The organism is Streptomyces sp. NPDC025806 (assembly GCF_055558275.1).
Genome location: NZ_JBVHMU010000004.1, coordinates 302,341 through 321,428, shown reverse-complemented (window position 1 = coordinate 321,428; position 19,088 = coordinate 302,341). Strand labels below are relative to the sequence as shown.

General features: G+C 71.9%; 15 protein-coding genes. 7 read left to right on the top strand and 8 right to left on the bottom strand.

The annotated features are described in order from the left end of the window. Window positions 1-3 precede the first annotated feature (3 nt). The 3 genes from dnaJ to dnaK are packed head-to-tail and all read right to left on the bottom strand — an operon-like array spanning window position 4 to window position 3,761. On the bottom strand, window positions 4-1,203 hold the full coding sequence (dnaJ, locus tag ACZ4E1_RS11455) for a molecular chaperone DnaJ (RefSeq protein ID WP_467538100.1): 1,200 nt from the start codon (window positions 1,201-1,203) through the stop codon (window positions 4-6). A gap of 45 nt (window positions 1,204-1,248) precedes the next feature. Beyond that, a complete protein-coding gene (grpE, locus tag ACZ4E1_RS11450; protein ID WP_467538098.1) occupies window positions 1,249-1,914 on the bottom strand; it encodes a nucleotide exchange factor GrpE in 666 nt (221 codons plus the stop codon). Beyond that, window positions 1,911-3,761, bottom strand: coding sequence for a molecular chaperone DnaK (dnaK, locus tag ACZ4E1_RS11445; protein ID WP_467538095.1), 1,851 nt, complete (start codon window positions 3,759-3,761; stop codon window positions 1,911-1,913). Before dnaK ends, grpE begins: the two co-directional genes overlap by 4 nt. 173 nt (window positions 3,762-3,934) lie before the next feature. Here dnaK and ACZ4E1_RS11440 point away from each other — a divergent pair, with 173 nt between their 5' ends. Continuing rightward, window positions 3,935-4,825 (top strand): glycosyltransferase family 2 protein, encoded by an 891-nt coding sequence (locus ACZ4E1_RS11440; protein ID WP_467538094.1) that lies wholly within the window; start codon window positions 3,935-3,937, stop codon window positions 4,823-4,825. A 136-nt stretch (window positions 4,826-4,961) separates the two neighbouring features. On the opposite strand, the gene ACZ4E1_RS11435 is transcribed toward ACZ4E1_RS11440, so the two are convergent. From ACZ4E1_RS11435 to ACZ4E1_RS11420, 4 genes are all read right to left on the bottom strand, one after another. Continuing rightward, window positions 4,962-6,041 (bottom strand): glycosyltransferase, encoded by a 1,080-nt coding sequence (locus tag ACZ4E1_RS11435; RefSeq protein WP_467538092.1) that lies wholly within the window; start codon window positions 6,039-6,041, stop codon window positions 4,962-4,964. A gap of 222 nt (window positions 6,042-6,263) precedes the next feature. Next, complete coding sequence (locus tag ACZ4E1_RS11430) at window positions 6,264-6,680, bottom strand: class I SAM-dependent methyltransferase (protein ID WP_467538090.1); 417 nt, start codon at window positions 6,678-6,680, stop codon at window positions 6,264-6,266. Next, window positions 6,677-7,669 carry an MraY family glycosyltransferase gene (locus ACZ4E1_RS11425; RefSeq protein WP_467538089.1) on the bottom strand — a complete coding sequence of 331 codons (993 nt, stop codon included), beginning with the start codon at window positions 7,667-7,669 and terminating at the stop codon, window positions 6,677-6,679. Before ACZ4E1_RS11425 ends, ACZ4E1_RS11430 begins: the two co-directional genes overlap by 4 nt. A 1-nt stretch (window position 7,670) precedes the next feature. Next, entirely contained in the window at window positions 7,671-8,669 is a 999-nt protein-coding gene (locus ACZ4E1_RS11420; protein WP_467538087.1) for an NAD-dependent epimerase/dehydratase family protein, read from the bottom strand. A 299-nt stretch (window positions 8,670-8,968) separates the two neighbouring features. On the opposite strand from ACZ4E1_RS11420, the gene ACZ4E1_RS11415 reads away from it, so the two are divergent. The 6 genes from ACZ4E1_RS11415 (at window position 8,969) to ACZ4E1_RS11390 (ending at window position 18,510) form a co-directional block, all read left to right on the top strand. Further along, window positions 8,969-11,251 carry a (Fe-S)-binding protein gene (locus ACZ4E1_RS11415; protein WP_467538084.1) on the top strand — a complete coding sequence of 761 codons (2,283 nt, stop codon included), beginning with the start codon at window positions 8,969-8,971 and terminating at the stop codon, window positions 11,249-11,251. A gap of 221 nt (window positions 11,252-11,472) precedes the next feature. Further along, window positions 11,473-12,987, top strand: a complete 1,515-nt coding sequence (locus ACZ4E1_RS11410) for an esterase (RefSeq protein ID WP_467538082.1) — start codon at window positions 11,473-11,475, stop codon at window positions 12,985-12,987. 185 nt (window positions 12,988-13,172) lie between these two features. Then, window positions 13,173-14,459, top strand: a complete 1,287-nt coding sequence (locus ACZ4E1_RS11405; RefSeq protein ID WP_467538080.1) for an FG-GAP repeat domain-containing protein — start codon at window positions 13,173-13,175, stop codon at window positions 14,457-14,459. 162 nt (window positions 14,460-14,621) lie between these two features. Next, a complete protein-coding gene (locus ACZ4E1_RS11400) occupies window positions 14,622-16,106 on the top strand; it encodes an FG-GAP repeat protein (protein ID WP_467538078.1) in 1,485 nt (494 codons plus the stop codon). Between the two features lie 86 nt (window positions 16,107-16,192). Then, window positions 16,193-17,554, top strand: a complete 1,362-nt coding sequence (locus ACZ4E1_RS11395) for an FG-GAP and VCBS repeat-containing protein (protein WP_467538076.1) — start codon at window positions 16,193-16,195, stop codon at window positions 17,552-17,554. 23 nt (window positions 17,555-17,577) lie between these two features. Next, a complete protein-coding gene (locus ACZ4E1_RS11390) occupies window positions 17,578-18,510 on the top strand; it encodes a Yip1 family protein (protein ID WP_467538074.1) in 933 nt (310 codons plus the stop codon). A gap of 80 nt (window positions 18,511-18,590) precedes the next feature. Here the strand turns inward: ACZ4E1_RS11390 and ACZ4E1_RS11385 are convergent, their stop codons facing one another. Then, window positions 18,591-19,088: a phosphoribosyltransferase gene (locus tag ACZ4E1_RS11385; protein ID WP_467538072.1), complete on the bottom strand. Its 498-nt coding sequence runs from the start codon at window positions 19,086-19,088 to the stop codon at window positions 18,591-18,593.

Below are 19,088 nucleotides of genomic sequence, written 5' to 3'. Positions count from 1 at the left end.
GGCTCAGGCTCCCTTCGCCGCCTGGAACAGTTCTGCCCGCACGTCCGTGTCCTCGGTCGCCTTGGCGTACGACTCGAGGGCCGAACGGGCCTCGTCGGTCAGGTCCTCGTCCCTGGGGACCGCGACCTCGACCGTGACCAGGAGATCTCCGCGCGTGCCGTCCTTACGGACGGCGCCCTTGCCGCGGGCCCGCATCGTCCGCCCGTTCGGCGTGCCCGGGGGCAGCTTCAGGGTGACGGACGGGCCGCCGAGCGTGGGCACCTTGACCTCGCCGCCGAGCGTCGCCTCGGTGAACGTGACGGGCACGGTCACCGTGAGGTTGTCGCCCTTACGGCCGAAGACGGGGTGGGCGTCGACGTGGACGACGACGTACAGGTCGCCGGCCGGGCCGCCGCGCTCACCGGGTGCGCCCTTGCCGCGCAGGCGGATGCGCTGCCCGTCGGAGACCCCGGCGGGGATGCGCACCTGCATGGTGCGGGAGGACTTGGCGCGGCCGGAGCCCTTGCAGACCTCGCAGGGGGTCTCGGCGATGAGGCCGCGCCCCTTGCAGTCCACGCACGGGTCGGTGAGGGAGAAACCGCCACCGCCGCCCCGCGAGACCTGCCCGGTGCCGACGCAGGTCGGGCACACGCGCGGCGTGCCGTTCTTGTCGCCGGTGCCGGAGCACGCCTTGCAGGGGGCCTGGGACGACATACGGAGAGGCACCGTGGCCCCGTCCACCGCCTCGGTGAAGTTGAGCGTCACCTCGGACTCGATGTCCTGGCCCCGGCGCGGCTGGGTACGGGCACCCGTGCCCGCGCCCGCGCCGCCCCGGTTGAACAGGCCGCCGAAGACGTCGCCGATGCCGCCGCCGAAACCACCGGAGCCGGGCTGGCCCCCGCCCTGGGCGCCGCCTCCGAAGAGGTCGCCCAGGTCGAAGTTGAACGAACCTCCGCCGCCGCCGGGACCGGGGCGGAAGCCCCCGTTCCCGAACAGTGCGCGGGCCTCGTCGTACTCCTTGCGCTTCTTGGCGTCACCGAGGATGTCGTTCGCCTCGGAGATCTCCTTGAAGCGCTCCTCCGCCTTGGGGTTGCCCTTGTTGGCGTCGGGGTGGTTCTCGCGCGCCAGCTTGCGGTACGCCTTCTTGATCTCGGCGTCGGTGGCGTCCTTGGGGACGCCGAGGACCTTGTAGTAGTCCTTCTCGATGAAGTCCTTGGTGCTCATCGGCCCCGACGTCCCTCCTCACTCATTTCGTTGCGCGTGTGTACGTCAGCCCTTGTCCGGGCCACCGTCGTCCTTCTCGGCGTCCTGCTCGGAGGCCTCGTCGGACTTGCCCTGCGCGCCCGGCTGCGGCTCGGCCACGGCCACCCGCGCGGGGCGGATGGTGCGCTCGCCGATCCGGTAACCCGGCTGCAGGATCGCCACGCAGGTCGTCTCGGTGACGTCCGGCGCGTAGCTGTGCATCAGGGCCTCGTGCACGGTCGGGTCGAAGGGCTCGCCCTCCTTGCCGAACTGCTGCAGGCCCATCTTCGCCACGACCGTCTCCAGCGACTCGGCGACGGACTTGAAGCCGCCGACCAGCTCGCCGTGCTCACGGGCGCGGCCGACGTCGTCGAGGACGGGAAGCAGCTCGGACAGGAGGTTCGCGACGGCGATCTCCTTGACCGTGACGCGGTCCCGCTCCACGCGGCGCCGGTAGTTCTGGTACTCGGCCTGCAGGCGCTGGAGGTCGGCGGTGCGCTCGCCGAGGGCGGTGCGCACCTGGTCCAGCTGTGCCGTGAGGGCCACATCACCTGCGGACGAAGCGGAAGCTGAGTCCCCGGCCGGGGCCGCCCCCTCCTTGTCGGAGGGAGCGGACTTCGGCTCGGCGTCGTCGGCGCCGGAGGGGACGTCAGGCTTCTCGTTCTCCTCGAAGCCCGGGGTCTCCTCCGTCACGCGGCACCGTCCTTGCGGTCCTCGTCGACGATCTCGGCGTCGACGACGTCGTCGTCGGCCTTGGCGTCACCCTGCGGGGCGTCGCCCTCGGGACCGCCGGCGGCCTGGGCACCCTGGGCGTCGGCGTACATGGCCTGGCCCAGCTTCTGCGAGACGGCGGCGACCTTCTCGGTGGCGGTGCGGATCTCGGCCGTGTCCTCGCCCTTGAGCTTCTCCTTCAGCTCGGCGACGGCGGACTCGACCTCGGTCTTCACGTCACCCGGAACCTTGTCCTCGTTGTCCTTGAGGAACTTCTCCGTCTGGTAGACGAGCTGCTCGCCCTGGTTGCGCGACTCGGCGGCCTCGCGGCGGGCGTGGTCCTCCTCCGCGTACTTCTCGGCCTCTTCGCGCATCCGGTTGACCTCGTCCTTCGGCAGCGAGGAGCCACCGGTGACGGTCATCTTCTGCTCCTTGCCCGTGCCGAGGTCCTTCGCGGTCACGTGCATGATGCCGTTGGCGTCGATGTCGAAGGCGACCTCGATCTGCGGGACACCACGCGGGGCCGGCGGCAGACCGGTCAGCTCGAACATCCCGAGCTTCTTGTTGTACGCCGCGATCTCGCGCTCGCCCTGGTAGACCTGGATCTGGACGGACGGCTGGTTGTCCTCGGCGGTGGTGAAGATCTCGGACCGCTTGGTCGGGATCGTCGTGTTCCGCTCGATGAGCTTCGTCATGATGCCGCCCTTGGTCTCGATACCAAGCGACAGCGGGGTCACGTCGAGGAGCAGGACGTCCTTGACCTCACCCTTGAGGACACCGGCCTGCAGGGCGGCGCCGATGGCGACGACCTCGTCCGGGTTCACGCCCTTGTTGGCCTCGTTGCCGCCCGTCAGTTCCTTGACGAGCTCGGCGACGGCCGGCATACGGGTCGAGCCACCGACGAGAACGACGTGGTCGATCTCGGAGAGCTGGATGCCCGCGTCCTTGATGACGTTGTGGAACGGCGTCTTGCAGCGCTCCAGGAGGTCGGACGTGAGCTGCTGGAACTGGGCGCGCGTGAGCTTCTCGTCCAGGTGCAGCGGGCCCTCGGCGGACGCCGTGATGTAGGGCAGGTTGATCGTGGTCTCCGTGGAGGAGGACAGCTCGATCTTGGCCTTCTCGGCCGCCTCGCGCAGACGCTGGAGCGCCATCTTGTCCTTGGCGAGGTCCACGCCGTGGCCGTTGTTGAACTGCTTGACCAGGTAGTCGACGACGCGCTGGTCCCAGTCGTCACCACCGAGGTGGTTGTCACCGTTGGTGGCCTTCACCTCGACGACCCCGTCGCCGATCTCGAGCAGCGAGACGTCGAACGTACCGCCACCGAGGTCGAAGACCAGGATGGTCTGGTCGTCCTTGTCGAGGCCGTAGGCCAGGGCGGCGGCCGTCGGCTCGTTCACGATGCGCAGGACGTTCAGGCCCGCGATCTCGCCGGCCTCCTTCGTCGCCTGACGCTCCGAGTCGTTGAAGTACGCCGGGACGGTGATGACCGCGTCGGTGACCTTCTCGCCCAGGTAGGCCTCGGCGTCCCGCTTCAGCTTCTGCAGGATGAAGGCGCTCATCTGCTGCGGGTTGAAGTCCTTGCCGTCCAGGTTGATCTTCCAGTCAGTGCCCATGTGGCGCTTGACCGAGCGGACCGTACGGTCCACGTTCGTGACCGCCTGGCGCTTGGCGACCTCGCCGACCAGCACCTCGCCGTTCTTCGCGAAGGCGACGACGGACGGCGTGGTCCTGGCGCCCTCCGCGTTCGTGATGACGGTGGGCTCGCCGCCTTCGAGAACGCTGACGACGGAGTTAGTCGTGCCCAGGTCGATGCCGACCGCACGTGCCATTTCGATTCCTCCAGCTGACTACTTGAGTGGAACTGGCTCAAGGGTGCACCACCCCACCCCTCCCCGTCAACAGACCTGAGTCGATCCCACTCAACTTTTATTCAGCCCTTATGGGCAAGCAGATTGCCGACGCGCCGCGAGGGGCCGGGAGTTGGACTCTTCCCCGCGCCCTTATGTACCTAATATCCCTTATGGAGTCGCAGCCGCCCCAGGTAGCCGTACTGATGACCTGCCGCGACCGACGCGCCTCGACCCTCGCCGCCCTCGACGCCCTCGCCGCGCAGACCGGGCTGCCGGCCGGCACGCGCGTACGGGTCCACCTCGTCGACGCGGGGTCCTGCGACGGCACCGCCGCGGCCGTGCGCCGCGCGCATCCCGGCGTCCAGGTCGCCGAGGTCGGGCCCGACGTCTACTGGAGCCACGGGATGCGCCTCGCGAGCCGCAACAGCCGCGCGGCCGGGCTGCCCGAACCGACGCATCAGCTCTGGCTCGGCGACGCGGTGCGGCTGCGGGCCGGGGCGCTCGCCGAACTCCTCGCGACCGCGCGGCGCTTCGACGACGCGGCGATCGTCGTCGGGGCCGTCGTGCACGCCGGGGTCACCGTGCGGTCGGGGCGGTCCGCGCCGCCCGGGCTCGCCCTGGTGGAGCCGACGGGGGCGCCGGAGCGCTGCGCCACGTACGACGGGGACGTGGTGCTGGTCCCGTGGGCCGTACGGGAGCGGGTCGGGGACATCGACAAGGTGTTCCGGCACGGGATGGGGGATCACGATCACGGGTTGCGGGCTCGGCGGGCCGGGGTCGCGGCGTATGTGGCTCCGCGGGCCGTCGGGGAGTGGGCCGGGGATCGTCGCGGGGTGCCCGGGTCCTCGGAGCCGGGGATCGGCGTACGGGAGGCTCTCCGCCGGGTCGCCTCCGAGGCGGAGCGGCCTGTGTGGCCGTGGGCGGTGTACTGCGTGCGGCATGCGGGGGTTCGGGCGCCGGGGTTGATCGTGGCGCCGTATCTCCTGACGGCACTGCGGGCCGGACGTACCCGGGGCCGCGGCCACCGGGGTGCCCCTTCTTGAACGTGGCCGGGTGCGGGCCGGTGGGGGCTGATCGCGCAGTTCCCCGCGCCCCTGATGAGGCTGCGCCTCATAGGGGAAATGCGACGCGAAGCGTCTGCATTTCAGGGGCGCGGGGAACTGCGCGGCCCGCCCCCACTCAGCCGCGGTCGCGTACGAGACCGGAGGAACCGTGCTGGATGGCGGCGGCGTACACATGTGCCACCCGCTCCAGCCAGCGCTCCGCCGCGTACGACTCCGTATGGACGGCGCGGCAGTGCTGGGACAACCCGGGAAAGAGGCGCTCGGCCACATCGAGGGCCGACCCGAGAGGCGCCGCCCAAGAGGCCACCGTGCCGGTCCCCTCGGCCCGGACGGCCCGCGGCACCGCCACACCCCCGACAGCCAGCACGGGCACCCCCGCGGCCAGCGCCTCCGCGTAACAGACGGGCAGATCCTGCGCCGCGCGCCCGGGCACCACGAGCCCCCGGCGCCCGACGAGCCCGGCCCGCAGGCCACCCCGCCCGACCGGCCCCGAGAACCGTACGGACGCCGGCGCCGCGGCCCGGCAGGCCCCTTCGAGCGGCCCCGCGCCGAGCACGTCGAGGCGCCGGCCGTCCGGCCAGCGGCGCAGCAGGTCGAGGATCCCGGTCTCCGGGGCGAGCCGGCCCACATAGGTCCAGGGCCCTTCGGGGGCGTCCGGCACGCTCGGCGCGGCGGGCGCGAAGTCGGGGATCAGGGCGAGGCGCCGCAGCGGCACTCCGGCGCGCAGGTACTGGTCGCGGGCCGGTTCGGAGCGGACGACGAGGCGGTCGGCGCGGCGCAGCAGCGGGTCGCGGTCGGCGCGCGCCGCGCGGGCCTGCGGCAGCGCGGCGAGCCGGTGCAGGACGCCGGCGGCGGCGCTCTGGGGCCGGGTGTCGCGCAGGGTGGCGACGAGCGGGCCGGTCCAGTCGGCGGCCCAGCCGCGTCCGGCGCCGGTCGCGGCGTGGTGGACGTGCGTGACGTCGGGCGCGAGGGCCCGCAGCGCGCTGAGCGGCCCGCGGCTCTGCCCGGTGACGACGGTGACCGGGCAGGGCGCGCGGCGGCGCGGCGCCGCGTGCAGCGGCCCGCCGGCCGCGGTGACGACGAGATGGACGTCGTGCCCCGCGCGGACGAGCGCGGCGGCCTGGTCGAGCACCGCGGCGTTCTCCCCGCCGGGCCCGCCGGGCCCGTGGAACCCGTGCACCAGCGCGATCCTCACGCGACCACCGCCTCAACCGATGTCCCGCACCCACCAGAACCGAGCCCGACCCTCCGCGCACCGGCCGGCCTCCGCCTGCCCGCGCCCGCACCCCCGCCCGAGGCCCGAGGCCCCGCGCGGAAACCGTCCACCAGCGCGATCCTCACGCGACCACCGCCCCGTCCGGCTCCCCGCACCCACCGCGACCGAGCCCGACCCCCGGCGCGCCCTGCGAGGGGCCCGTCATGCGAACGCCGCCTCTCCCGCGACCCCGGTCCGTACGAGGGCCAGGTCCTCCCCGAAGGGGCCCGCTCCGGCGAGGATCTGGGGGAGTTCGGGGTGGCGGTCGACCTGGAGGAGGACGCGTTCGCCGGGGGCGACGACCTCCTCCCACATGCCGTCGAGGCGGCGGGTCCAGCGGGTGTCGCGGTCGCCGAGGGCGTACGGGAGCACCTGCCAGGCGGTGTCGCGGGAGGCGGCCCGGCGGACCCCGGCGCGGGGGCCGCCGAAGGGCTCGAAGGAGACGATCCGGCCGCGGTATCCGGCCCGGCGCAGGCCGCGTCCGAAGCCGCCGTCGTGGGCGCCGGAGTCCAGCACCAGGTCGATCTCGTCCTGGACCAGCCGGCGCACCAGCTCCCGGGCCCCGCCGAACGTCCTCATGTGCGTACCCCTTCGGTTCGTACCGCCTCTGTCGCCTCGGAAGCCTTCGGGTCGCGCAGCGCGAGGAGCACGGCGAGCGCGAGCGCGGCGGCCGGCCACCACACGGCCTCGGGGCCGAGCGCGCCCCGGTGGAGCAGGACGCCGACGACGGTGGTGAGCGCGGTCGCGACGCCCAGGGCGACGGCCGCGCCGGGCGCGGTCAGGCCGAGCCGGCGCAGGCGGTGCGCGAGGTGGCCGGGGCGGCGGGCCCGGCGCCGGGTCACGAGGGCGAGCACGGCGTCGGCGGCGGGCACGGCGGTGAGCGCGAACAGGGAGGCGGCCGGTTCGGGCGCGGTGTGCTCCGCGTTGACCAGGAGCGCGGCGCCGGCGACGAGGAACCCTGTGTAGAGGGCCCCGCAGCCGCCGGCCCGGGCCCGCGCCGGGTACCAGGCGTGCATCAGGTGTCCGGTGAGCGCGGCGGCGAGCAGCGCGAGGAGCACCGCGAGCGCGCCGAGCCCCTCGGCGCCCGCGCACACGCACAGGCCGAGCGCGGTGACGACGCCGACGGTGCCCATGACGCCCTCGGAGGTGTCGAGCTGCCGGAAGGCGCGGGTGACGAAGACGATCCACAGCACGGCGAGCGCCCCGGTGAGCGGCCCGAGCCCGGCGAAGTGCACGACGACCGTGGCCGCCGCGACCTCGACGGCGATCCGCAGCCGCGCGTCGAGTCCGCCGGGTCGCAGTCCGTCGGCGAGCCCGAGCAGGCCGACGACGGTGGCGCCGGCGAGCAGCGCGGTCGTCGCCGGGTCGAGCGGCACGGCGCCGGTCAGGGCTCCGGTGGCGGCGAGCGCCCCGGTGGCGGTGACGAGCGCGAGGCCGCCGACGCGCGGTGCGCCGCGCAAGGCGACGCCCCGGCGGCGGCGCCGGCCGAGCGCGAGGGGGCGCAGGGCGGCGGTCAGCAGGGTGGTGAGCAGCAGCGCGGCCGACGCGGCGGCGGTCCCGTACAGCACGTCAGCCCCGGGCCGCGGTGGCGAGCGGCGCGGTGGGCCGGCGGGCGGCGGCGTCGGCGAGGGCCGCGTCGACGATGTCGTCGAGGGTGCGGCGGGGCCGCCAGCCGGTGAGGGCGCGCAGTTTGCCGGTGTCGGGGATCCGGGTCGGGTCCTCGTCGCCGGGTGCGCCGGTGTCGTGGGGGACGAAGCGGAGCGGGGACGGGGAGCCGGCGCGCTCGACGACGAGGCCCGCGAGGTCGGCGACGGCGGTCGGCTCGCCGCAGCCGACGTTGATCACCTCGCCGACGGCGCCGGGGTGGTCCAGGAGCCGCAGCAGCGCGTCGGTGACGTCGTCGACGTGGGCGAGGCAGCGCCGCTGGGTGCCGTCGCCGTGGACGGTGAGGGGCCGGCCGGCGAGCGCCTGCGCGGCGAAGGTCGGCACGACGGCGCCGCAGCCGGGCGCCTGGCGCGGTCCGGCGGTGTTGAACAGCCGGGCGACGGTGACGGGCAGGCCGTGTTCGCGGTGGTGGCCGAGGGCGAGGATCTCGTCGACGGCCTTGGCGGTGGAGTGCGACCAGCGGGCCACGGTGGTCTGGCCGAGGATCCGGTCGTCGGTCTCGGCGAGCGGGCCCGCGCCGTTCTTCCCGTAGATCTCGGAGGTGGAGGCGAGCAGCAGCCGGCGGCGGTGGCGCAGGGCGGCGGCGACGACGGTCTCGGTGCCGCGCACGTTCGCGGTGAAGGAGTCGAGGGGGCGGGCGGCGACGCGGGCGCCGACGGTGGCGGCGAGGTGGACGACGACGTCGCAGCGGCCGGTGAGCTCGTCGACGAGCCGGTCGTCGAGGACGGAGCCGCGCACGAAGCGCAGCCCGCGCTGCGGCCAGGCGCGGTCGAGGTTGGCGCGGTCGCCCGTGGAGAGGTCGTCGAGCACGACGACGGTGTGGCCCCGGTCGAGGAGGGCGTCCGTCAGATGCGAGCCGATGAAGCCCGCGCCGCCGGTGACCAGGTAGGTGAGAGCGTCCATCGGGCCCCTCGACTGATTGCGGTATCGGGATGACACCGGGGGGCTCGCCCGTCCGGATACCGACTTAAGGTAATCCGTTATGTCCAAATATGGGGCGAATAACACGATCTATCGCGCGGCGCAGCCCGAGTCCGCCGCCCGGCCCGGTGAGTGGTACCTCAGCGACACAGATCACGACCCTGGCGACTACATTGCGACCGGGTAAGTGGGTAGTCTCAGACGGACTGCATAAGTTACCGCTTAGTAATCAATCGTCGGTCACCAAAGAGACCTCCCCTCGCAGGCCCGAGGAGCCCCCAATGCAACTCGCCGCGATCATCGTGTCGCTGGTTCTGATCGTGGTGGGCGCGGCGCTGTTCGTCCGTGCTCTCCTGCAGATCTACAACTTCATGCGGCTCGGCCAGAACGTGCCCAAGGGCACCCGCACGGACGATCCCGCACAGCGCACCCTCACCGTGGCCAGGGAGTTCCTCGGCCACACCCGCATGAACCGCTGGGGCGTCGTCGGTGTCGCGCACTGGTTCGTGGCGGTGGGCTTCTTCTCCCTGCTGCTGACGATCGTCAACGCCATCGGCCAGCTGTTCCAGGCCGACTGGCTGCTGCCGATCATCGGCGAGTGGGCGCCCTACAACGTCTTCGTCGAGTTCATCGGCACCATGACGGTCCTGGGCATCGTCGTCCTCATCGCGATCCGCCAGCTGTCCCACCCGCGCAAGCCGGGCCGCAAGTCCCGCTTCGCCGGCTCCAACTTCGGCCAGGCGTACTTCGTCGAGGCCGTCATCCTCATCGTCGGCGTCTGCATCTTCATGCTGCACGCCCTCGAAGGCGCCCAGCACCACGTCGACAGCTACGAGGCCTCCTTCTTCATCTCGTACCCGGTCGTCAACGCGCTGGAGGGCCTGGACGTCTCCACGCTCCAGAACCTCACCTACTTCTTCGCCGGTCTGAAGATCGCGACCTCCTTCATCTGGATGATCACGGTCGCCCTGAAGACCGACATGGGTGTCGCCTGGCACCGCTTCCTGGCCTTCCCGAACATCTGGTTCAAGCGGAACGCCAAGGGCGACACCTCGCTCGGCGAGCTGCTCCCGATGACCTCCAAGGGCGAGCCGATCGACTTCGAGGACCCCTCGGACGACGACGTCTACGGCGTCTCGCAGATCGAGCACTTCTCCTGGAAGGGCCTGCTCGACTTCTCCACCTGCACCGAGTGCGGCCGCTGCCAGTCGCAGTGCCCCGCCTGGAACACGGGCAAGCCGCTCTCCCCGAAGCTCCTCATCATGTCGCTGCGCGACCACGCGCACGCCAAGGCGCCCTACCTGCTCGCGGGTGGCGGCAAGTCCATGGAGGGCGAGGAGAAGGCGACCGAGGAGCAGCTGAAGGACGTCCCTGCGGCCGCCCTGGCCGAGGCCGAGCGCCCGCTGATCGGCACCGCCGAAGAGAACGGCGTCATCGACCCCGACGTCCTGTGGTCCTGCACCACCTGCGGCGCCTGCGTCGAGCAGTGCCCGGTCGACATCGAGCACATCGACCACATCGTCGACATGCGCCGCTACCAGGTGATGATCGAGTCCGCGTTCCCGTCCGAGGCGGGCACGATGCTCAAGAACCTGGAGAAGAAGGGCAACCCCTGGGGCCTCGCCAAGAAGCAGCGCCTGGAGTGGCTCAAGGAGCTCGACTTCGAGGTGCCGGTCGTCGGCAAGGACATCGAGGACCTCACCGAGGTCGAGTACCTCTACTGGGTCGGCTGCGCCGGCGCCCTCGAGGACCGCGCCAAGAAGACCACCAAGGCCTTCGCCGAGCTGCTCAACATCGCGGGCGTCAAGTTCGCGATCATGGGCGGCGACGAGAAGTGCACCGGTGACTCCGCCCGCCGCCTGGGCAACGAGCCGCTCTTCCAGCAGCTCGGCCAGGAGAACGTCATGGCGCTCAACATGGCCTTCGGCGAAGAGTACGACGACGACGGCAAGGTGACGGAGGAGTCCAAGAAGCCCCGCACCGCCAAGAAGATCGTCGCCACCTGCCCGCACTGCCTCAACACGATCGGCAACGAGTACCCGCAGATCGGCGGCGACTACGAGGTCATCCACCACACCCAGCTGCTCCAGCACCTGGTGGACGAGGGCAAGCTGATCCCCGTGACCCCGGTCGAGGGCATCATCACGTACCACGACCCCTGCTACCTGGGCCGCCACAACAAGATCTACACGCCCCCGCGCGAGATCATCGGCAAGGTCCCGGGCCTGCGCAACGAGGAGATGCACCGCCACAAGGAGCGCGGCTTCTGCTGCGGCGCCGGCGGCGCCCGCATGTGGATGGAAGAGCGCATCGGCAAGCGCATCAACAACGAGCGCGTCGACGAGGCCCTGTCCCTCAACCCGGACATCGTCTCCACCGCCTGCCCGTTCTGCCTCGTCATGCTGACCGACTCGGTCAACGGCAAGAAGAACGACGGCAAGGCCAAGGAGTCCATCCAGGTCGTCGACGTCGCCCAGCTGCTCCTCGACTCCGTCAAGACGCCGGCCGACCCGGCGGGCGAGACGGAGAGCGAGGACGCGCCGGAGCCGGAGCCGGTCAAGTAGCCGGTCGACCGGGAGGCGTCAGCCTCTGAGGCGGTCTCCCGTACGCCATCGAGGGCATCCCGTGTATGCACGGGGTGCCCTCTTTGTCGTAAGAAAGCTGCTGTAAGGGCCGTACAACCCTTCCGGTTGATCCCGTGTCAAACGGTATGTCGGAAAAGGAACGGGCCCTTTCCGGCCGTCCCCCCGCGCTGCCCGGCCCTCCGTCAGCCCAGGAGCCGCACGTGCGCAAGAACCGTTCGGCCGCCCTCGCAGCGGCGTCATTCCTTCTTCTCGGCGGCATGTTCATCGCCACCGCCCCGTCCGCGTACGCCGGCACGCCCGGCGGGACCCGTGCGAACGACCGCAACACCGACTTCAACGGCGACGGCTACGACGACGTGCTCGTCGGCGCGCCCGGCGCCACCGTCGGCGGGCACACCGGCGCCGGACTCGTCACCGTCCAGTACGGCGGGTCCGGCGGCATGGGCACCACCCGCTCCGCGGTGTTCAGCCAGGACACCACCGGGGTGCCCGGCGCCGCCGAGACCGGGGACGCGTTCGGCCAGGCCGTCGCCACCGGCGACCTCGACGGCGACGGCTACGACGACGCGATCGTCGGCGCGCCCGGCGAGGACCTCGCCTCCCTGGCCGACTCCGGCGGCGGCGTCGTCTTCTGGGGCACCCCCAGAGGCCTCACCGGCGCCGACAGCACCTGGCTCCAGTCCGACGAACTCGCCGCCGGACGCCACTTCGGCTCCGCGCTCGCCGCCGCCCACTTCTCCGACGAGACCCCCGGCGACCTCCTCGCCGTCCTCGACAACGCCGGCCTCTCGATCTACCGCTACGAGACGGCCCCCGCCGCCGCCCGCAGCACCGGCAAGAACCTCGCCCGCGAGTCCCGGCGCAACTTCACCCGGAACGCGCCCGCCGCCCGCGCCGCCCAGGACGAGCCGGACGGCATCCAGCCCATGTCCCTCACCACCGGCGACTACGACGCCAACGGCTTCGCCGACCTCGTCGTCTCCGGCACCTCCATCGGCTCCGAGCCCGGCCACGGCTGGTCCTACGTCCTGCCCGGCACCGCCTCCGACGCCGACCCGCTGCCCATCCTCGCCGTGCGCGGCGGCCCCGTCGTGGCCTCCGGCGACGTCAACGGGGACGGCATGGACGACCTCATCACCGGCGAACCCCACAGCCCCGACGACGGCGGCGAGACCCTGACCGGCGGCGTCGTCGGCGTCCACTACGGCTCGGCCACCGGCCCCTACGGCGCGCCCGAGTGGTGGACGCAGAACACCACCGGGGTGCCCGGCACCGCCGAGAAGGGCGACGGCTGGGGCAGCGACCTCTCGGTCGGCGACACCAACGGCGACGGCTTCGCCGACCTGGCCGTCGGCGCGTCCGGCGAGGACATCGGCACGGTCGCCGACGCCGGCGCGGTCTGGGTGCTGCGCGGGTCCGCGGGCGGCCTCACCGCGACCGGCGTGAAGGACTTCAACCAGAACTCGGCGAACGTGCCGGGCACCGCCGAGAAGGGCGACAAGTTCGGCGCGCAGGTCGCGTTCACCGACCCGAACGACGACGGCCGCTTCGGGCTCCTCGCCTCGGCGCCGGGCGAGAACACGAACGACGGCGTGATCTGGGTCTTCTCCGCCGGATCGGGCGGCGTCACCGCCACGGGTTCCTGGACCTACGGCGCCGGCTCCCTCCACGCCCCCTACCAGAACGCCCGCTTCGGAGCCGCCATCGACGACTGACCACGGCCCGCGCCCCTGAGACGGCGCACGAAGTGCGCATCTCAGGGGCGCGGGGAACTGCGCGAGAAGCCCCACCCACCCGCACCCCACGTGACGCAGTAGCCACCCCCCGCCCCTTAACCTCCCGCCCGCCAAAAGCCATCATGTTCCGGTCACACACACAAAAAAGCGGGCGGGGACACACGGTGAACGCGAGAACCAGGACACTCGGCATCAGCGGAGCACTGGCGCTCGCCCTCACCCTGACCCTGGCGGCCTGCTCCGGCGACGGCACCTCCACCGACAAGACCGACTCCTCGGCCCTGTCCGCCAAGAAGGCCCACACCCAGAGCCGCCCGATCCCCGAAGGCAAGGGCAGCAAGGTCCCCTCCGACTTCAACGGCGACGGCACCCCCGACCTCGTCCTCGACGACCTCGCCCACCAGGGCCTCGGCGACGACCCCGGCATCGGCATCGTCTACGGCCGCAAGAAGCACGGCCCCGACCCGGCCACCCGCCAACTGCTCTCCCCCGCCAAGTACGCCGCCCCGACCAAGGGCCAGATCCCGGCCGCGTTCAGCTCCGAGGCCGCCTGCGACCTCAACCGCGACGGCTTCTCCGACCTGGTCGTCTCCACCGACCCGCCCTACGACGGCCAGGGCCGGCCCCCCGTCCCCGTGCAGATCCTCTTCGGCTCCCCCACCGGCATCTCCGGCAGGGCCGTCACCCTCCGCATCCCGGACAAGGCCCGCTTCGGCAACGACTGGCCCGACCAGCCCGTCTGCGGCGACTTCGACGACGACGGCGACGGCGACCTCGTCGTCCACGCCAGCGGCGGCCGACTCACCTTCCTGCCCGGCCCGTTCACCCGCGCCGGAGCCCCCCGCGGCACCGCCCGCCTCGTCCAGGCCTCCGGCAACCTCCCGGCCGGCCCCGCCTCCGACCTCGACGGCGACGGCGCCGACGACGTCCTGGTCCGCGCCCACACCGGCACCGCCCGCTCCGCCCTCGTCCGCGGCGGCCCGACCGGCCCCGGCCGCCCCGGAGCCACGTACCCGGCAGGCGAGGACGTGGCGTTCGGCCGCTTCGGCACGACCCCCGGCGCCGCCGTCCTCACCACCACCGGCATCACCCTCTACGGCCCCCAAGGCGCGGCGGGCCGCACGGTGAAGCTCCCCGCGCCGACCGGATCGGCCCTGGACGCGGGCGACTTCGACGGCGACGGCCGCACCGACCTCGTCGTCTCCGGCGACTCCGGCGACCCCGTCCGCATGCTGCACAGCGGCACCAAGGTCCTGGCGGGCCCCTCCGTGAAGGGCCGCGTCGTCGCCGTCGCGGACTTCGACGGCGACGGCAGGGACGACCTCGTCCTGCAACGCGCCGCGGCGGACGGCGACACCGACACGGTCGAAGTGCTGCGCGGCATCACGGAGCCCGTGCTCGCCTCGTCCGACCCCGCCGTCACCTTCTCCACCACGGAGTTCACCGGCTGACACAATTTGTCATCAGCCCCGTACAACCCTCGCGCCCCACGACGAGTCTCCTGTTCGCCGAACCGCCGATCATGCCCAGGACAACTCCGGGTGAACGACGGCGAAACCGGCACCTCATCGTCGCGGATGCCCGCCAGGCATCCCCTGCAGCAGGAGCCACGTATGGCCAAGCACAGACACCTCCTCACGGCGACCGCCGTCGCCGCGGCCCTGACCGGCGCCCTGATCGTCACCGGCACGGGCACCGCCACGGCCGGCGACTCCGTCCACCACCACGAGGCCGACTTCAACGGTGACGGGTACGGCGACGTCGCGTTCTCCGCGGGCGACGCGACCGTCGCCGGCTACAAGGAGGCCGGCTCGATCGTCGCCCTCTACGGCTCCGCGTCCGGCGTCACGTCGAGCAAGCGCACCACGATCACCCAGAACTCCCCGGGCGTCCCGGGCGGCGCCGAGAAGGCCGACCACTTCGGTTGGGTGAGCGCCTACGGCGACTTCAACCACGACGGCTTCGACGACCTCGCCGTCTCCGCCTCCTACGAGGACATCGACGGGGACACCGACGGCGGCATGGTCACCATCCTGTGGGGCTCCGCCGGCGGCCTGACCGGCGGCACGACGCTCCCCGACCCGGCCGTCTCCTCCCACGACCGCTGGGGCCGCACCCTGGCCGCGGGCGACTTCGACGGCGACGGCACGGACGACCTCGCCGTCGGGTCGTCCAGCGCCACCGTGTACGTCTACAAGGGCGGCATCACCAAGTCCGGCACCACGGGCGGCCGTTACACCATCAAGCCCGCCATCATGAGCGGCGGCTCCAACGGCCCGCTCAACCTCACCGCCGGCGACGTCAACGGCGACAAGCGGACCGACCTCGTCGTCAACGGCTACGAGACCAGCTCCGAGATGGGCTGGAACACGAACTACTACATCCCCGGCTCCTCCTCCGGTCTCACCATGAGCGGCGCCAAGACGCTCAAGCGCGGCATCATCACCGGCATCGGCGACGTCAACGGCGACGGCTACGCCGACATCGTCACCGGCCAGGACTGGGACCCGGAGAAGGACGGCTCGGAGTACCCCTCCGTCCCCGAGTCCGTCGTCGGCGGCCAGGTCCACATCACGTACGGCTCGGCCTCCGGCCCGGCCGGCACCACCAACGTCACCCAGGACTCCGGCAACGTGCCCGGCGGCTCCGAGCGCGGCGACTGGTTCGGCGGCGAGGTCTCCCTCGGTGACGTCAACGGCGACGGCTTCCAGGATCTCGTCGTGGGCGCCGCCGGCGAGAACCTCGGCAGCCCCTCGGTCGTCGACACCGGCTCCGTCACCGTCCTCTACGGCTCCCCGAACGGCATCGACACGATGTCCGGCACCCAGTTCTTCGCCCAGTCCACCCCCGGCGTCCCCGGCGACGACGAGGCGCACGACTACTTCGGCTCCGAGGTCAAGCTCACCGACGTCACCGGCGACGGCAAGTCCGACCTGATGGTCGGCGCGATCGGCGAGAACGACTTCAACGGCGCCCTGACCTACCTCCCGTCCAACGGCACCAAGATCACCACGACGGGCGCCCGCTCGATCTCCACGACAGCCGCCGGCGTCAGCACGGACGGCTACCCGGAGTTCGCCGCGAACGCCGCCAACTGACCGGCCCGGCTCAGCCACGCACCACCACCCGGCGCCCCCGCCCCAGAACGGGGGCGCCGGCCCAGCACCTGATCCCGGAGTCCCCCATGCACAAACGCGCCCTCCTCCTCGCCGCCACCCTGACGGTGTCCGGCGCCCTCGCCCTGCCGGCCACGCAGGCCGCGGCGGCCCCCGCCAAGTACGCCGACGACTTCAACGGCGACGGCTACCGCGACTACGCGTACCCCAGCTTCAGCGACGGGGACGGCGGCAGCGTCGCCGTCGTGTTCGGCACCGCGAGCGGCCCCGGCACCGCCGACGCCCAGCGCATCAGCCAGGCCAGCCCCGGCGTGCCCGGCGCCGACGAGGCCGACGACGAGTTCGGCGAGGTGCGTGCCGCCGCCGACTTCGACCAGGACGGCTACGGCGACCTCGCCGTGGCAGCGGTCAACGAGAAGAACTCCCAGGGAGCCGCCCGGGGCGCCGTGACCATCTTGTGGGGTTCACCGAAGGGCCTGTCCACCGGCACGACGGTGGCGAACAAGAACCCGGTCGGCGGCATGGGCCGGGACCTGGCGACCGGCGACTTCAACGGCGACGGCCATCAAGACCTGGCCCTCGTCAACGGTGCGGTCACCTACGTCTACCGCGGCCCGTTCACCCGCTCCGGCACCACCGGCACCGTCACGAAGCTCGACAAGACGACGTCCTTCTACTCGACGGCCCTGATCTCGGGGAAGGTCAACGGCGACGGCAAAACGGACCTCGTGATCATCGGGGACGTGGTCACGTCCTCGTACTCGGCCGCCGACGCCTGGTTCATCAAGGGCGGATCGAGCGCGCTCACCTCCGGCAGCACCCTCCGCCTGGCCTCCATCGACGGCGACGTCGGGCGCGCCGAACTCGGCGGCGACGGCGTCATCGCCGACTTCGACAAGGACGGCTACGGCGACATCGCCGTGGGCACGCCTCTCTACTCGAGGCACAAGGGCCGACTCACCGTCTGGAAGGGTTCCTCGTCGGGCCCCTCCACCAGCACCCGCATCACCCAGTCCTCCGACGGCATGGCCGGCACTCCGGAGAACTACGACAACTTCGCGTCGTCGATCTCCGCGGGCGACGTCAACGGGGACGGCTATCAGGACCTGGCGATCGGTGTGCGCGACGAGGCGATCGACGGTAAGGACAACGCGGGCGGAGTCCACGTCCTCAAGGGCCGCGCCAGTGGTCTCTCCGGCACCGGCTCCCAGTGGTTCGCCCGCAACACCCCCGGCGTACCCGGGCCGCTGAACCCCTACGACGCCTTCGGCGATGTGGTGCGGCTGCGCGACGCGAACGGCGACGGCACGGCCGACCTCTACGTCGACGGCGGAAACGGCTCGCTGAGGCTGCCCGGCTCCGCGACGGGTATCACCACGGTGGGCGTGACGGACATCTCCGAGCCGCCCGTCTCGGCGTACCTCCCATGACCCCTAGGGCCACCCCGTAAGGGATGTCACAGCTCAGCGGCAATGCCGGGCCCGATCCCCTCGGGCCCGGCACCGGGTCGTCGAAACCAGGTACGTTCGACTACGTGGCTGGATTCAGGAACGGACGCGGCCGGGACAACCGCGAAGCGCCGCAGCAAGGGCACCCCCCGTACGGACAACCGCAGCAGTACCCGCAGCAGCCGTACGGGCAACCGCGGCAGGCGCCCCAGCAGGCGCCTCAGCAGCAGTGGCCCCAGGGCGGCGGGCACGGCGAGCCGGAGTACTTCGGCGGCGCCGGTCCCGACCCGTACGCGGCGAACAACCCGGGCCACACGCAGGCCTTCTCGGTGCACGACGACCCGTACAACCAGGGCGCCACGTACCAGGCGGGCGCGGCCCCGGCGGGCCCCGTCGGCCCCCGCCTGCACTGGAAGGAACTCCTCTCCGGAGTCGTCCTGCGCCCCAACCAGACGTACCTCCAGATGCGGGACTACGCGATGTGGGGCCCCGCCCTCGTCGTCACCTTCGTCTACGGCCTGCTCGCGATCTTCGGCTTCGACGGCGCCCGCAAGGACGTGATCAACGCGACGATGTCGTCGGCGATCCCCTACGTCCTGACCACCGGCATCGCCGTCACGATCAGCTTCTTCATCCTCGGCGTCGTCACGCACACCCTGGCCCGCCAGCTCGGCGGCGACGGCGCATGGCAGCCCACGGTCGGCCTGTCCATGCTGATCGCCTGCCTCACCGACGCCCCGCGCCTGGTCGTCGGCATGTTCCTCGGCGGCGACGAGATGTTCGTGCAGCTGCTCGGCTGGGCCACCTGGCTGGCCGCCGGCGCCCTGCTGACCGCGATGGTCTCCAAGTCCCACGACCTCCCCTGGCCGAAGGCCCTGGCCGCCTCCGCGATCCAGCTGATCGCCCTGCTGTCGATCATCAAGCTGGGCACGTTCTGACGCTCTGAGCACACGCACAGAAGGGCCCGGCGCCGTCGTTCGTGCGACGGCGCCGGGCCCTTCTTCACATCTGCTGTGGCTCAGGCGTCGAGGACCTGGTCGTCGCGCTTCACGACGGGCGGCTCGACGGACCACGGGAAGTTGATCCAGTCGTCCGTGCGCTTCCACACGTACTCGCACTTCACCAGCGAATGCGACTTCTCGTAGATCACGGCGGACCGGACCTCGGCCACGTGGTCGAGGCAGAAGTCGTGGACCAGCTTCAGCGTCTTGCCGGTGTCGGCGACGTCGTCGGTGATCAGCACCTTCTTGTCGCTGAAGTCGATCGCGTTCGGCACGGGCGCGAGCATGACCGGCATCTCGAGGGTCGTTCCCACGCCGGTGTAGAACTCCACGTTGACCAGGTGGATGTTCTTGCAGTCCAGGGCATATGCGAGGCCGCCCGCGACGAAGACGCCGCCGCGCGCGATGCTCAGGATGACGTCCGGCTCGTAGCCGTCGTCGGCGATGGTCTGCGCGAGCTCGCGCACGGCGCCGCCGAACATCTCGTACGTAAGGTTCTCGCGCACGTCACTCAT

Excerpts from the sequence above, each read along its gene's own strand:
- ACZ4E1_RS11430 (WP_467538090.1), bottom strand. The coding sequence starts at position 6,680 with ATGAGGACGTTCGGCGGGGCCCGGGAGCTGGTGCGCCGGCTGGTCCAG.
- ACZ4E1_RS11415 (WP_467538084.1), top strand. The coding sequence starts at position 8,969 with ATGCAACTCGCCGCGATCATCGTGTCGCTGGTTCTGATCGTGGTGGGC.
- ACZ4E1_RS11420 (WP_467538087.1), bottom strand. The coding sequence starts at position 8,669 with ATGGACGCTCTCACCTACCTGGTCACCGGCGGCGCGGGCTTCATCGGC.
- dnaK (WP_467538095.1), bottom strand. The coding sequence starts at position 3,761 with ATGGCACGTGCGGTCGGCATCGACCTGGGCACGACTAACTCCGTCGTC.
- ACZ4E1_RS11395 (WP_467538076.1), top strand. The coding sequence starts at position 16,193 with ATGCACAAACGCGCCCTCCTCCTCGCCGCCACCCTGACGGTGTCCGGC.
- ACZ4E1_RS11385 (WP_467538072.1), bottom strand. The coding sequence starts at position 19,088 with ATGAGTGACGTGCGCGAGAACCTTACGTACGAGATGTTCGGCGGCGCC.
- ACZ4E1_RS11440 (WP_467538094.1), top strand. The coding sequence starts at position 3,935 with ATGTACCTAATATCCCTTATGGAGTCGCAGCCGCCCCAGGTAGCCGTA.
- ACZ4E1_RS11390 (WP_467538074.1), top strand. The coding sequence starts at position 17,578 with ATGTCACAGCTCAGCGGCAATGCCGGGCCCGATCCCCTCGGGCCCGGC.
- ACZ4E1_RS11400 (WP_467538078.1), top strand. The coding sequence starts at position 14,622 with ATGGCCAAGCACAGACACCTCCTCACGGCGACCGCCGTCGCCGCGGCC.
- dnaJ (WP_467538100.1), bottom strand. The coding sequence starts at position 1,203 with ATGAGCACCAAGGACTTCATCGAGAAGGACTACTACAAGGTCCTCGGC.